The 12,966-nt window shown below is 71.6% G+C and carries 14 protein-coding genes; 10 read left to right on the plus strand and 4 right to left on the minus strand.

The genetic code is table 11. The annotated features are described in order from the left end of the window. Positions 1 to 47: 47 nt before the first annotated feature. From HALOF300_RS04995 to HALOF300_RS05010, 4 genes are all read right to left on the minus strand, one after another. Positions 48 to 491, minus strand: a complete 444-nt coding sequence (locus tag HALOF300_RS04995; protein WP_156739844.1) for a septum formation family protein — start codon at positions 489 to 491, stop codon at positions 48 to 50. Between the two features lie 123 nt (positions 492 to 614). Further along, complete coding sequence (locus tag HALOF300_RS05000) at positions 615 to 1,607, minus strand: inorganic phosphate transporter (RefSeq protein ID WP_156739845.1); 993 nt, start codon at positions 1,605 to 1,607, stop codon at positions 615 to 617. Positions 1,608 to 1,611: 4 nt separating this feature from the next. After that, positions 1,612 to 2,259, minus strand: coding sequence for a DUF47 domain-containing protein (locus HALOF300_RS05005; RefSeq protein ID WP_331716207.1), 648 nt, complete (start codon positions 2,257 to 2,259; stop codon positions 1,612 to 1,614). Positions 2,260 to 2,442: 183 nt separating this feature from the next. Further along, positions 2,443 to 3,210, minus strand: a complete 768-nt coding sequence (locus tag HALOF300_RS05010) for a winged helix-turn-helix transcriptional regulator (RefSeq protein WP_156739846.1) — start codon at positions 3,208 to 3,210, stop codon at positions 2,443 to 2,445. Between the two features lie 106 nt (positions 3,211 to 3,316). Here HALOF300_RS05010 and HALOF300_RS05015 point away from each other — a divergent pair, with 106 nt between their 5' ends. From HALOF300_RS05015 to HALOF300_RS05060, 10 genes are all read left to right on the plus strand, one after another. Then, entirely contained in the window at positions 3,317 to 4,042 is a 726-nt protein-coding gene (locus HALOF300_RS05015) for a hypothetical protein (protein WP_231955023.1), read from the plus strand. 49 nt (positions 4,043 to 4,091) lie between these two features. Continuing rightward, positions 4,092 to 4,721, plus strand: a complete 630-nt coding sequence (locus tag HALOF300_RS05020) for an FABP family protein (RefSeq protein ID WP_156739848.1) — start codon at positions 4,092 to 4,094, stop codon at positions 4,719 to 4,721. Between the two features lie 79 nt (positions 4,722 to 4,800). Next, entirely contained in the window at positions 4,801 to 5,901 is a 1,101-nt protein-coding gene (gene ygfZ, locus HALOF300_RS05025) for a CAF17-like 4Fe-4S cluster assembly/insertion protein YgfZ (protein WP_408636762.1), read from the plus strand. 102 nt (positions 5,902 to 6,003) lie between these two features. Further along, positions 6,004 to 7,146 carry an FUSC family protein gene (locus HALOF300_RS05030; RefSeq protein ID WP_197522317.1) on the plus strand — a complete coding sequence of 381 codons (1,143 nt, stop codon included), beginning with the start codon at positions 6,004 to 6,006 and terminating at the stop codon, positions 7,144 to 7,146. Positions 7,147 to 7,171: 25 nt separating this feature from the next. Then, positions 7,172 to 7,510, plus strand: coding sequence for a DUF2516 family protein (locus HALOF300_RS05035; protein ID WP_156739851.1), 339 nt, complete (start codon positions 7,172 to 7,174; stop codon positions 7,508 to 7,510). Further along, the gene (locus HALOF300_RS05040) at positions 7,504 to 8,496 is read left to right on the plus strand and encodes an asparaginase (protein ID WP_231955025.1); all 993 of its coding nucleotides are present in this window, start codon (positions 7,504 to 7,506) and stop codon (positions 8,494 to 8,496) included. Before HALOF300_RS05035 ends, HALOF300_RS05040 begins: the two co-directional genes overlap by 7 nt. Positions 8,497 to 8,500: 4 nt before the next feature. Next, the gene (gene dtd / locus HALOF300_RS05045) at positions 8,501 to 8,926 is read left to right on the plus strand and encodes a D-aminoacyl-tRNA deacylase (RefSeq protein ID WP_156739852.1); all 426 of its coding nucleotides are present in this window, start codon (positions 8,501 to 8,503) and stop codon (positions 8,924 to 8,926) included. Positions 8,927 to 9,071: 145 nt separating this feature from the next. After that, positions 9,072 to 9,668, plus strand: a complete 597-nt coding sequence (locus tag HALOF300_RS05050) for a GNAT family N-acetyltransferase (RefSeq protein ID WP_231955026.1) — start codon at positions 9,072 to 9,074, stop codon at positions 9,666 to 9,668. Further along, positions 9,611 to 10,120 (plus strand): O-acetyl-ADP-ribose deacetylase, encoded by a 510-nt coding sequence (locus tag HALOF300_RS05055; protein ID WP_156739853.1) that lies wholly within the window; start codon positions 9,611 to 9,613, stop codon positions 10,118 to 10,120. The genes HALOF300_RS05050 and HALOF300_RS05055 overlap by 58 nt, the downstream gene beginning before the upstream one ends. Before the next feature lie 186 nt (positions 10,121 to 10,306). Beyond that, positions 10,307 to 12,832 carry an ATP-dependent Clp protease ATP-binding subunit gene (locus HALOF300_RS05060; RefSeq protein ID WP_154795882.1) on the plus strand — a complete coding sequence of 842 codons (2,526 nt, stop codon included), beginning with the start codon at positions 10,307 to 10,309 and terminating at the stop codon, positions 12,830 to 12,832. The last annotated feature ends 134 nt before the right edge of the window (positions 12,833 to 12,966 follow it).

Consider the following 12,966-nt stretch of genomic DNA (forward strand, 5'->3'; position numbering starts at 1 on the left):
CTCGGTGACGAGGAGTGCGGCCCTTCGCGATGGAGCGTGGGGGCGACTCAGATGGCCGCGCCCTCCCAGCTCTCCGTGGTGGTGGTGCCGTCCAGCAGGTAGGCCACGCAGATGACCTGGCGGTCGTTGGCCTGGTCCCAGGTGTTCTCGTTCGGCGGGATGAAGTCGAGGCCGAGCGCGGACTCGTCGTAGCTGAGGCCGACGAAGTCCTCGAAGCCGGTGCGGCAGCCCTCCTCGGCGGCGGTCGCGATGGCCTCGTCGCCGGGGTAGTCGCCGTCCTGGTCGATGTCGAAGACGTGCACGAACTGGGCGTCATGCTCATCGCCGCAGTCGACGGTGGGGATCTCGGTGAGCTCGCCCTCCAGGTCGCTGACGTTCGAGCAAGCGCCCGCGTCGACGGTGGCGACCTGGCTGCCACAGGCGCTCAGGGACGCGGCGAGGCCGGCGGCGCCGACCAGGGCGAGGGTGGTGCGGACGATGCGACGGGACATGGGTTTTGGACTCCCCAGAAGTAGTGGTCGACCGGTGCGAGCCCGGTGCGCTGTGTCGTGGGCGAGTCTATGAGTCAGCGGTGTGCCACGGAAACTCGGCGAATGGGCAGAGGTGCCCGGGCCTCACACGAAGATGCTGAGGACCAGATAGAGCACCGCGGCCACGGCGGCCGAGGCCGGGATCGTCAGCAGCCAGGCCACCCCGATGTTGCGGGCCATGCCCCAGCGCACCGCGGAGGCCCGCCTCGTGGCGCCGACGCCCATGATCGCGGACGTGATGGTGTGGGTGGTCGAGATCGGCGCGTGGAAGACGAACGCCGTCGTGTACAGCACGCTCGAGGCGACCGACTCGGCGACGAAGCCGCGAGCGGGATCGAGCTCGATGATCTTGCGGCCGAGGGTCCGCATGATCCGCCACCCACCGGCGTACGTGCCGAGCGAGATCGCCCCGGCCGCGGCGAGCTTGACCCAGAGCGGGATGTCCGTGCCCTCATGCAGTCCGCCGGCGACCAGGGCGAGCACGATCACGCCCATCGTCTTCTGCGCGTCCTGCAGGCCGTGGCCGAGCGCCATCGCGGCGGCGGAGACGGTCTGGGCGACCCGGAACCGCCGCTGGGTCCGCCCCGGGGCGGCGTTCCGGAAGATCCACAGCACCGCGACCATGATCGCGTACGCGAGCGCGAACCCGACCAGCGGGGAGGCGACCATCGGGATGACGACCTTGTCCCAGATCACCGACCAGTGCACCGTGGCCATCGACGCGATGCCGGCGCCGGTGAGACCGCCGATGAGGGCGTGCGAGGACGACGACGGCAGCCCCCGCCACCAGGTGATCAGGTTCCAGGTGATCGCACCGAGCAGGCCGGAGAGCACCAGCGCCAGACCGGAGATGCCGGGCGGGGCATCCACGATGCCGCTGCCGATGGTCTCCGCGACCCCGGTCCCGAGCAGCGCGCCGACCAGGTTCATCACGGCCGCGAGAAGCAAGGCGGCCCGGGGTGTCAGGGCCCTCGTCGAGACCGAGGTCGCGATCGCGTTGGCGGCGTCGTGGAAGCCGTTGGTGAAGTCGAACGTCAACGCGATCGCGATGACCAGAAGGACGAGGGCGAGCTCCACCGCCTCAGGTTTCCTTGACGTAGATGGTCTGCACCACGCTGCCCACGCGCTCGAAGGCGTCGGAGGCCTGCTCGAGCACGTCGACGACATCCTTGAGCTTGATGAGCTCGACCACGTCCGCTGGGCTCCGTTGGAACTGCGGGCTGCCGAACAGGTGCGCCAGGAGGGCGCGGTAGGTCCGGTTCGCCTCGCTCTCCAGGCGGTTGATCTCCACCCAGTAGGGCTTCAGGTCCGTCATCGTGCGCAGGTTGGGCATTGCGGCCGCGGTCAGCTCGGCGGCCCGCTGGAGGGTCGCGACCATCGTGACGACGCCGTCGGGCAGGTCGACGATCTGGTAGCGCACGATGATGTCCCCGGCCGCCTCCATGGCGTCGATGCAGTCGTCCATAGCTGCGGCCAGGGTGTAGATGTCGTCACGGTCGAACGGCGTCACGAATGTCTGGTTCAGCCGGTTCATGATCGTGCCCTTGGCGTCGTCCGCGTCCTGCTCGATCTCCCGCAGCCGCGCCGCGTGGGCAGGCCGGTCGGGCGGTTCGGCACCGATCAGCTGGGCGAGCAGGTCGGCACCGTCGACGAGGTGCTGCGCGTTCATGGCGAAGAGGTCGAAGAACGTGACATCGCGGGGGGTCAGGCGGAAGCGCACAGCATTCACTCCGGGGGAAGGCAATGTCAGCGAACTCAGGCTAGAGCACTGAAGGTACGCCGGTGAACACCAGGCGAACGCCGAGAGTTCTGCAGATGACGCCGGGCCGCCCAGCGCCTGACGGCGCGAAGGCCGCTCGTAGCGGCTGATGTTGGAGCCCGGGGCTAGCGCGACCCGGCGTCGGAACAGATTCTAACCGTCGACGGCGGTGGTCGGCTCGGTGGGCGACGTCACAGCCGGTGCCGTGGTCGCGTCGGCGCCCGCGGGGCCCTCGCCACCGGGGCGACGCTCGCGGGGGAGGTCGAACCGGTATCCGACGTTGCGGACGGTCCCGATCATCGCGTCGTGCTCGGGGCCCAGCTTGGCGCGCAGGCGTCGGACGTGCACGTCCACGGTCCGGGTGCCGCCGTAGTAGTCGTAGCCCCACACCTCCTGGAGCAGCTGGGCGCGGGTGAACACCCGCCCCGGGTGCTGGCTCAGGTATTTCAGGAGCTCGAACTCCTTGTAGGTCAGGTCCAGCGGCTCGCCCCTCAGCCGCGCCGTGTAGCCACCGGAGTCGATGACGAGCTCACCGGCGAGGATCTCCTCCGGGTCCTCGGAACTCTGCCGGTCCGAGCGCTGGGTGACCAGCCGCAGCCGCGCGTCCACCTCAGCCGGGCCGGCATCGGCGAGGACCAGGTCGTCGATGCCCCAGTCCTTGCCCACCACGGACAGCCCACCCTCGCCGAGCACGAGCAGGACCGGCACCTCGATTCCCGTCGTGCGCAGCAGCTGGCAGGTGCTCCGGGCCCTCGCGAGATCCCGCCGACCGTCGATCAGCACCACGTCGGCGTCCGGCGCGTCGAGCAGCGACGACGGCTCGACGGGCACCACGCGGACGCGGTGATGCAACAGAGCGAGGGCGGGAAGCACCTGTGCCGAACCGCCAGGCTCTGACGTAAGCAGCAGAAGTTCTGCCACGCGTGCTCCTCCCGACCGGTTGCGTCATCGTATTGCAGGTAGCGTTCCGCCTGTACCGCGCGGTCGGATCGTGGCCGGCGGACCGACGGAGAGGTGCTCGAGGCAGATGATGAGCGGCGCGTTCCGCGCGGTGGTCGCGGCGACCGCGGCCGCAGGCATCGGCATCACCGCTTTCGGGGACCGGTACCTGCTGATCGGCACCGTCGCTGCGATCGGGGCGCTGTTCTCGCTCGGCTGGCCGGCCCTGCTCGGGTTGCCGGCGCCGCGCGGCGCCAGCGTCGTGCTCCTCGCAACCGTGGCGGCCTCGATCGGGGTGCTGTTGCTCACGGACGACCTCGCGTTCGTCGCCGTCGTGTTCGCGTTGTCCGTCGTCGGCGCGTTCGTGCACGAACTCGTGCGCCGGGACGGGCGCCCGCGCCTGGTCGAGTCGGTCTCGGGCGTCGTCGCCGGGACGGCGGTGATCACCTCCGCGACCGGGTGGATCGCGGTCGGCACCGGCCCCACGGCGGTCGGCCTGCTGCTCTGCGGGGCGGTCACGCTCGCCGTCGCCGCGACGTGTACGGCGCTGCCGTTCCCGGGCTGGATCGGCGCCGGCATCACCATCGTCGTGGCCGCCGCGGGTGGGCTCGCCGTCGGCTCGGTGACCGACGTCGGACCCGTAGCAGGGGCGTTGATAGGCCTCTCCGCGGGGGTTGTGGTCGCCGCTGCGCACCGGCTGTTCGGGCAGTTCCCCGCCTCCGGGCGGCCCTTCCCGGCGCTGGCCGCGGCGATGCTGCCGGTGGCGGTGGCCGGGCTCCCGGTCTACGTGCTGGCCCGGCTGCTGCTGGCCTGACGAGTACGATCGGCGGCAAAGCCGACCCGTCCCCAGGGAGACCACACCCATGAGTTTTGCCATTCCCGACGGCCTCGCCCCGGAGACCTACCCGCTGGCCTGGCTGCTCGGCACCTGGCGCGGTCCGGGGTTCCTCAGCTATCCGGACATCCCGGAGCGGCCGATCCTCGTCGAGGTGAGCTTCACCTCCGACGGCGGCCCGTACCTCGCGTACACGGCCACCACCTGGAACCTCGACGGTGAGCTCGACTCGCTCGAGGGCGACATCGACGTCGCCGCCCTGCGCCCCGGTCCGGTGTGGGCCACCGAGTCCGGGTTCTGGCGTGTGGTGCCCACCGTGCCGGACGACCCCAGCGCGTTGACCGACCCGCCCGCGCCCGCAGCACCCGCGGCGGAGGGCGAGACGACCGACTCGGTCGCACCGCCGCCGTCGGCCACCGAGATCGAGGTGCTGCTCGCCGAACCGAGCGGTCATGTGAGCGTCTACCTCGGCGTGGTCCAGGGCCCCCGCATCGAGCTCGCGACCGACCTGGTCGCCCGGACCGCGTCCGGCGCGGAGGTGTCCGCCGCCGCCCGGATGTATGGCCTGGTGCGCAGCGAACTCATGTGGGCCACGGACCTGGCCGCGTTCGGGCACGAGATGCAGTCCTACTCCTCCGGCCGACTCCAGCGGCAATGAGGGCCAACAGGACGACGGGCGCAACCACGCGGTCCGGAATGAAGCAGCGCCCGCCGGCCTTGTCACAGATGTGACCACCATCGCCTCGCCCCTGTTGTCCCGCCACGGCGCCGTCGCGGCCGGCGGCCCGGACTCGGGTGTCGCCGCGCACTACGGCGAACCCAACCGGGAGCAGCGCGACCTCGCCAGGGGGCTGGCCGTCGTGGACCTGTCCCACCTCGGTGTCGTGACCGTGACCGGCGTGGACCGGCTCACCTGGCTGCACACGCTCAGTTCCCAGGACGTCGCCACGCTCGTCCCAGGGGTGAGCACCGAGCTGTTGCTGCTCGACCCGAACGGTCGCGTCCAGCACGCGCCGGCCGTCGTGGACGACGGCACGACCGCCTGGCTGATCACCGAGGCAGAAGACGCCGCGGGGCTCGCCGCGTTCCTGGAGTCGATGCGGTTCATGCTCCGGGTCGAGGTCGCCATCGACACCGACACCGCCGTCCTCGGCACGTCCGCCACGGGGCCGTCGCTGCGTACCGGCGACGGCGCCGAGCCGGTGACCTGGCGCGACCCCTGGCCGGCCACGGCCCCAGGCTCGACCCGGTACGGCCCCGCCGACGCCGACCACCCCGGCTCGGAGTGGGCCGCACAGCTGTGGCTCGTGCCCCGCGCCGAGGTTCCGGCCGTGGTCCGGGCCGCCGAGAGTGCCGGTGCCCGGCTCGCCGGGGCATGGGCGTGGGAGGCGATGCGGGTGGCCTCCTGGCGACCCCGCCTGGCCAGGGAGGTCGACGAGCGCGCCATCCCGCACGAGCTGGACTGGCTGCGCACCAGCGTGCACCTGAACAAGGGCTGCTACCGGGGCCAGGAGACCGTTGCCCGCGTGTTCAACCTGGGCCGGCCGCCGCGCCGGTTGGTGATGCTGCACCTGGACGGCAGCGAGCACCTCACCCCGGAGCCGGGGGAGGTGGTGCTCGACGGCGAACGCGAGGTCGGGCGGGTCACGTCCGTCGTGCGCCACCACGAGCTGGGCCCGGTGGCCCTGGCCGTCATCAAGCGCAATGTCGCCCCGGACGTACAGCTGACGGTCGGCGGCATCGCCGCCGCCCAGGAGCTCATCGTGTCCGTCGAGGGCGCGGGCACCGACCGACCGGAGCCGGCAGCGGGACCGATGCTGCGCCGTCGGACGCTGTAGCACCCGCCTGAGCGGACCGACCCGCGGAACCGGCGCTGCGCCGTCGGAGGTCTCGCGCAGCCGATCGGTGGGAGACACCCGCCACCCGTACGCTGTCCAGGTGTGAGCAACGGACCGGCGCGCGCCGACGCACCCCGACGGCGATTCGACCTGCGCCGGGCCCGCGTCCTGCTCGTCGCCCGGGTCGGCCGCGGCGTCCGTCGGCTCCGCTCGAACGCCGTCGGGATCGTCAGCGCGTCCGTGGCTGCGGGGATCGCCTACGCCATCGCGCTGTACCTGGTCGGCCATGAGGTGCCGGTGTTCGCGGCGATCGCGGCCTGGGTGTGCCTCGGGTACGGCAACGACCGGCGCCCGCGCAAGGTGGCCGAGCTCGCGCTCGGGGTGACCCTCGGGGTGGCGTTCGGCGAGGTGTTCGCGCACCTGTTCGGCACCGGACCGGTGCAGATCGCCGTGGTGCTCGCGCTCGCGGTCTCGGTGGCCCGGCTCGTCGACGGCGCACAGATGCTCGCCATGCAGGCCGGGGTGCAGGCCGTCGTGATCGTGGGGTTCTCCACCACGCTCCTCGGCGGCGGGGTCGGGCGCTGGCTGGACGCCCTCATCGGAGGCGCGCTGGCCCTGCTCACCGCGGCCCTGCTACCGCTCGACGTGCGCAAGCGGGCGCAGTCGCTGGCCGCCAGCGGGATGGCCGAACTGGCGATCACCGCCGAGGACCTGGCCCGCGGCATCCGGCTCGCCGACCCGGAGGTCCTCAACGACGCCCTGGTCCGGGCGCGCGGGTCGCAGGGGGTGATCGACGAGTGGAACACGCTCGTGCGGGACGCCCTCGAGGCGACCAGGCTGACGCCGTCGGCGTTGCGCCACGACGACCTCCTCACCCGGCTCCAGCGGGCCAGCACCCTGTGCGACCGGGCGATGCGCAACCTCCGGGTGATCGCACGCCGGTCCTGGTCCGTCTCCGCCACCATGCAGGACAACGACCGGGTCGCCGACATCCTTGAGGTGACCGCCCGGGCGAGCCGGGACATCGGGGTCGCGTTCGGCTCGAACGCCGACCTGATCCGGCTGCGTCCGCAACTTCTCGCGGTGGCAGGCGACCTGGACCCGCAGGCGTTCACCGGGTGGCAGACCCAGACGCTGGTGGTGCTGCTGCGCTCGCTCGTGGTGGACCTGCTCGAGCTGACCGGGATGACCGGTACCCAGGCCCGGGAGGCCCTCATCGAGATCGACACCGGGCGACCCGGCTGAGGCGCCGCTCGCGTACCCTCATGCTGTGATCGCGATCATCCAGGCGTACTTGTTCCTCGGCCTGTCCGTCATCGCCTTCGGGCTCGCACTCTGGGCCCTGGTCGACGCCCTGCTGCGCCCGTCGACGGCGTTCACCTCGGCCGACAAGCGCACCAAGGGCTTCTGGGGTGGCGTGCTCGCCCTGGCCACGGTGCTCGGCTTCCTCGGCATTCCCGCGGGCGGCGGCGGCAGCTCACTGTTCCTCGTGCTCATCGCGGCGATCCCGGCAGGCATCTACCTCGCGGACGTGCGACCTGCTGTGGCCCGGTACAGCGGCCGCGGTGGCTCCGGCGGCAGCGGTGGCGGTGGGGGCGGCCGGTGGTGAAGCCACCGCCGCGGTTGGCTCGACCCGCGCCCGGGGTGCCGCTGGCATGGGTGATCCGGGGGACGCTGGTGGAGTCGGTGCACGCCGGACACCTGGTCGCCCTCGGTGCCGACGGCGTGGCCGTCCTCGAGCTGGGTGAGCCCGAGCAGGTGATCTACCCCCGCTCGGCCATCAAGCCGGTGCAGGCGTTGGCGATGTTGCGCGCCGGGCTGGAGGTCACCAATGAGCAGCTGGCGCTGGTGTGCGCCTCGCACTATGGCGAGCCGCGCCACCTCGACGTCGCGGCGACCATCCTCGCCGGTGCCGGTCTGAGCGAGGCCGACCTGCGCACACCACCGTCGCTGCCCTGGCACGAAGCGAGTGCCGCCGCGTGGATCGCGGCCGGGCGACCGCCGTCGGCGCTCGCGCACAACTGCTCCGGCAAGCACGCCGGCATGCTGGCCACCTGCCGCGCCGCTGGGTGGCCCACGGAGGGGTACCTGGATCCTGCCCACCCGCTCCAGCACGCGATCGCGGCGACCATCACCGAGCTGACCGGTGTCGAGCCCGCGCACGTGGCCGTGGACGGCTGCGGGGCGCCGCAGTTCTCGACAACCGTGCTCGGCCTGGCGCGTGCGTTCGCCCGGATCGCGGCCGCCGAGACCGGTCCCGAGGCCCGGGTGCGGGCCGCGATGACCGCGCACCCGTGGCTGGTCGGCGGCACCGGCCGCGACGTCACCGAGGCGATGACCTCCGAGCCCGGCCTGGTCGCCAAGGACGGCGCCGACGGCGTGTACGCCGCGGCGATGCCCGATGGGCGCGCGCTCGCGTTCAAGGTGTCCGACGGCGGCGGCCGGGCCCGCCCGGTGATCCTCGCCGCCGCACTGCACGAGTTGGGCGTCGAGGGGTTCTGGTCGTGGGGGCGGGTGCCCGTCCTCGGTGGTGGGGCACCCGCCGGCGCGATCCGCGCCGCCTTCGGCGCCGAAGCGCCGCCCGGGCTGGGCTGAGGCGATGCGGGCGGTGCTGCAGCGGGTCAGTTCCGCGTCGGTGAGCGTCGACGACGAGGTGGTGGGGCAGATCGGCCCGGGCCTGCTCGCCCTCGTCGGGGTCACGGTGGCGGACACCGTGGCCGACGCGCGGCGGGTGGCCCGCAAGATCGCCGAGCTGCGGATCCTCGAGGGGGAGACGTCCGTGGCGGACAACCCGGCCGCCGGCGTGCTCGTGGTCAGCCAGTTCACCCTGTACGGGGACACCCGCAAGGGCCGGCGTCCATCCTGGTCCGCGGCCGCCCCGGGCCCGGTCGCGGAGCCGTTGGTGGAGGCGGTGGTCGCGGACCTGCGCGAGCGGGGGATCACGACGGCGACCGGCGAGTTCGGCGCGATGATGTCGGTCTCGCTGGTGAACGAAGGGCCGTTCACGTTGCTCGTGGAGAGCTGAGGGGCTGACCGTCGGTCGGCTGGCGGGACGGCTGGGCCGGGAGAGAGGTGGCGCGTCGTGCCGGGCGGGCACGACATCGGGCACTGACGGATCCTCCGATCCTCGGCGAAATCCCCGAGAAACGTCGTCACGACACCATGGTGCGGTGATCGTCGCCACCGACTCCCCGTCCCGCGCCGACGTGCGGGCTCTGCTCGCCGAGCACCTCACGGACATGTTCGCCACATCCCCCGCGGACTCCGTGCACGCGCTCGACCACGAGGCGCTCGCGGCCGACGGGGTCGCATTCCTCTCCGCGCGGGCGCCCGACGGCACGCTGCTGGGCTGTGGGGCGCTCGTCGAGCTCGAAGCGTCGTCGCCCCGTGACGAGGGCGGGACCCGTGCCGGGCACGGAGAGCTGAAGTCGATGCGCACCGCCCCCGCTGCCCGTGGGCGCGGCGTCGCGTCCGCGGTTCTGCGCCGGTTGCTCGGGACCGCCCGCGAGCGTGGCTACGGCCGCGTCAGCCTGGAGACCGGGTCGCAGGAGTTCTTCGCGCCCGCCCGGAGCCTGTACACCCGTCACGGCTTCGCACAGTGCGGTCCGTTCGGGTCCTACCTCGAGGACCCGAACAGCGTGTTCATGACGCTGGAACTCGCGGCACACCAGGAGCCCGGCGCGGCGCCCGGACGTGCCACAGTGGGCTCATGCGCATCGAAGCCATCGCGGGCGACATCACCACCCAGTCCGTCGACGCCATCGTGAACGCGGCGAACTCCTCGCTGCAGGGTGGTGGCGGGGTCGACGGCGCCATCCACCGGGCGGCCGGGCCGACGCTGCTGGCCGAATGTGAGCGACTGCGGGCGACCACGCTCCGGGACGGGCTGCCCGTCGGCCAGGCGGTCGCGACCGGGGCCGGGAACCTGCCAGCCCGGTGGGTCATCCACACCGTGGGGCCGAACCGGCACCGGGGTCAGACGGACCCGGCGCTGCTCGCGTCCGCGTTCTCCTCGAGCCTCGACGTGGCGAGCCGGCTCGGGGCCGCATCGGTGGCGTTCCCGGCGATCAGCGGTGGTGTCTACGGCTGGGACATGGCGCAGGTCGCGGAGATCGCGGTGAGCACCGTCCGGGCGGCGAGCGCACCAGGCGTCGAGACGGTCCGGTTCGTCCTGTTCGGAGCTGACGCGCTCGCACAGTTCGAGGCTCGGCTCGCCTGAGGCGACCACAGCCCGCGGTGCACAGGCCGCCGACGGCGACCACCCGCCGTCGGGCGTTGCACGATCGTGACCGGCATGCTCTCTGCCGCTGGCGAACAGGGGCATCATCGCCGGACCGGCGCCGTTAGCATCGATGACACACACCGCCATGACCGGTGTCGGTCCCGGCCCGTGAGGAGTACGCAGATGTTCGAGAGATTTACAGACAGAGCCCGCCGAGTGGTCGTCCTTGCCCAAGAAGAGGCCAGGATGCTCAATCACAACTACATCGGCACCGAGCACATCCTGCTCGGCCTCATCCACGAGGGTGAGGGCGTGGCCGCGAAGGCGCTGGAGTCGCTGAACATCTCCCTGGAAGCCGTGCGCCAGCAGGTGCAGGAGATCATCGGCGAGGGTCAGCAGGCGCCGTCCGGGCACATCCCGTTCACCCCCCGTGCGAAGAAGGTCCTCGAGCTGTCTCTGCGTGAGGCGCTCCAGCTGGGCCACAACTACATCGGCACCGAGCACATCCTGCTCGGCCTCATCCGCGAGGGCGAGGGTGTCGCCGCCCAGGTGCTGACCAAGCTCGGCGCCGACCTGAACCGGGTCCGCCAGCAGGTCATCCAGCTCCTGTCCGGCTACCAGGGCAAGGAGCCGGTCTCTGCCGGCGGCCCCACCGAGGGCACCCCCTCGGGCTCGGCCGTGCTGGACCAGTTCGGCCGCAACCTGACCCAGGCCGCCCGCGAGAACAAGCTGGACCCGGTCATCGGGCGCGGCAAGGAGATCGAGCGGGTCATGCAGGTGCTCTCCCGGCGCACCAAGAACAACCCGGTGCTGATCGGCGAGCCCGGCGTCGGCAAGACCGCCGTGGTGGAGGGCCTGGCCCAGGACATCGTGCGCGGCGACGTGCCCGAGACCCTGAAGGACAAGCAGCTCTACACCCTCGACCTCGGCGCCCTGGTGGCCGGATCGCGCTACCGCGGTGACTTCGAGGAACGCCTGAAGAAGGTGCTCAAGGAGATCCGCACCCGCGGTGACATCATCCTGTTCATCGACGAGATCCACACGCTCGTCGGCGCAGGTGCCGCCGAGGGGGCGATCGACGCGGCCAGCATCCTGAAGCCGATGCTCGCCCGTGGGGAGCTCCAGACGATCGGGGCGACCACCCTCGAGGAGTACCGCAAGCACATCGAGAAGGACGCCGCGCTCGAGCGCCGGTTCCAGCCGATCCAGGTGGCCGAGCCCACGCTCGCGCACGCCATCGAGATCCTCAAGGGCCTGCGCGACCGGTACGAGGCGCACCACCGGGTGACGATCACGGACGGTGCCCTCGTGGCCGCCGCCACGCTCGCCGACCGGTACGTCAACGACCGGTTCCTGCCGGACAAGGCGATCGACCTGATCGACGAGGCCGGCGCCCGGCTGCGGATCCGCCGGATGACCGCGCCGCCGGAGCTGCGTGAGCTGGACGAGCAGATCGCCGAGACCCGTCGCTCCAAGGAGTCCGCGATCGACGATCAGGACTTCGAGCGTGCCGCCCGGCTGCGGGACGAGGAGAAGAACCTCTCGAACACCCGCGTCGAGCGCGAGAAGGCCTGGAAGTCGGGGGACATGGACAACGTCGCCGAGGTCGATGAGGAACTCATCGCCGAGGTGCTCGCGGTGTCCACCGGGATCCCGGTGTTCAAGCTCACCGAGGAGGAGTCCTCGCGGCTGCTGCGTATGGAGGACGAGCTGCACAAGCGGATCGTCGGCCAGGACGCGGCCATCAAGGCGCTCTCCCAGGCGATCCGGCGCACCCGTGCGGGTCTGAAGGACCCGAAGCGGCCCGGTGGCTCGTTCATCTTCGCCGGCCCCACCGGCGTCGGGAAGACCGAGCTCGCGAAGGCGCTCGCGGAGTTCCTGTTCGGCGACGAGGACGCCCTCATCCAGCTGGACATGAGTGAGTTCTCCGAGAAGCACACTGTGTCCCGGCTGTTCGGGTCCCCGCCCGGATACGTCGGCTACGAGGAGGGTGGTCAGCTCACCGAGAAGGTGCGCCGCAAGCCGTTCTCCGTGGTGCTCTTCGACGAGGTGGAGAAGGCCCACGCGGACATCTTCAACTCGCTGCTGCAGATCCTCGAGGACGGTCGCCTGACCGACTCCCAGGGCCGGGTGGTGGACTTCAAGAACACCGTGATCATCATGACCACGAACCTCGGCACCCGGGACATCGCCAAGGGCCTGCTCACCGGCTTCCAGGCCGGTGGGGACCTGTCCACGAACTACGACCGGATGAAGGTCAAGGTCAACGACGAGCTGAAGCAGCACTTCCGCCCGGAGTTCCTGAACCGTGTCGACGACGTGATCGTGTTCCCGCAGCTGTCCCAGGACGAGATCTTCCAGATCGTCGACCTGATGATGGCCCGGCTGTCCACCCGCCTCGCGGACAAGGACATGACGATCGAGCTCACTCCGGCGGCGAAGGAACTGCTCGCCGAGCGCGGGTACGACCCGGTCCTCGGTGCCCGGCCGCTGCGCCGCGCGATCCAGCGCGAGATCGAGGACCAGCTCTCCGAGAAGATCCTCTACGGCGAGATCGCCGCGGGGCAGAACATCATCGTCGACGCCGTCGGCGAGGGGCTGCTCGGGGAGTTCACCTTCCGCGGTGAGGCCAAGGCGACCGAGGAGAAGGAACCGCTCGCGGTCGGGGCCGGTGCCATGCCGGAACTGCCCGCCGCGTCCGCGGACTGATCGAGACCGCGGACTGATCGCCGTTCACCAAGGGCCGGCCACCATCACGGTGGCCGGCCCTTCGTGTGGGCACGGGCCGTTGCTCTGGTCGATGGCGGGCCTGCCCGCGTAGGCTCGGTGGCCAGGCGCGGCGC

This window comes from Occultella aeris, assembly GCF_902703175.1.
GTDB classification, from domain to species: domain Bacteria; phylum Actinomycetota; class Actinomycetes; order Actinomycetales; family Beutenbergiaceae; genus Occultella; species Occultella aeris.

Excerpts from the sequence above, each read along its gene's own strand:
- HALOF300_RS05020 (WP_156739848.1), top strand. The coding sequence starts at position 4,092 with ATGAGTTTTGCCATTCCCGACGGCCTCGCCCCGGAGACCTACCCGCTG.
- HALOF300_RS04995 (WP_156739844.1), bottom strand. The coding sequence starts at position 491 with ATGTCCCGTCGCATCGTCCGCACCACCCTCGCCCTGGTCGGCGCCGCC.
- HALOF300_RS05015 (WP_231955023.1), top strand. The coding sequence starts at position 3,317 with ATGATGAGCGGCGCGTTCCGCGCGGTGGTCGCGGCGACCGCGGCCGCA.
- HALOF300_RS05055 (WP_156739853.1), top strand. The coding sequence starts at position 9,611 with ATGCGCATCGAAGCCATCGCGGGCGACATCACCACCCAGTCCGTCGAC.
- HALOF300_RS05060 (WP_154795882.1), top strand. The coding sequence starts at position 10,307 with ATGTTCGAGAGATTTACAGACAGAGCCCGCCGAGTGGTCGTCCTTGCC.
- dtd (WP_156739852.1), top strand. The coding sequence starts at position 8,501 with ATGCGGGCGGTGCTGCAGCGGGTCAGTTCCGCGTCGGTGAGCGTCGAC.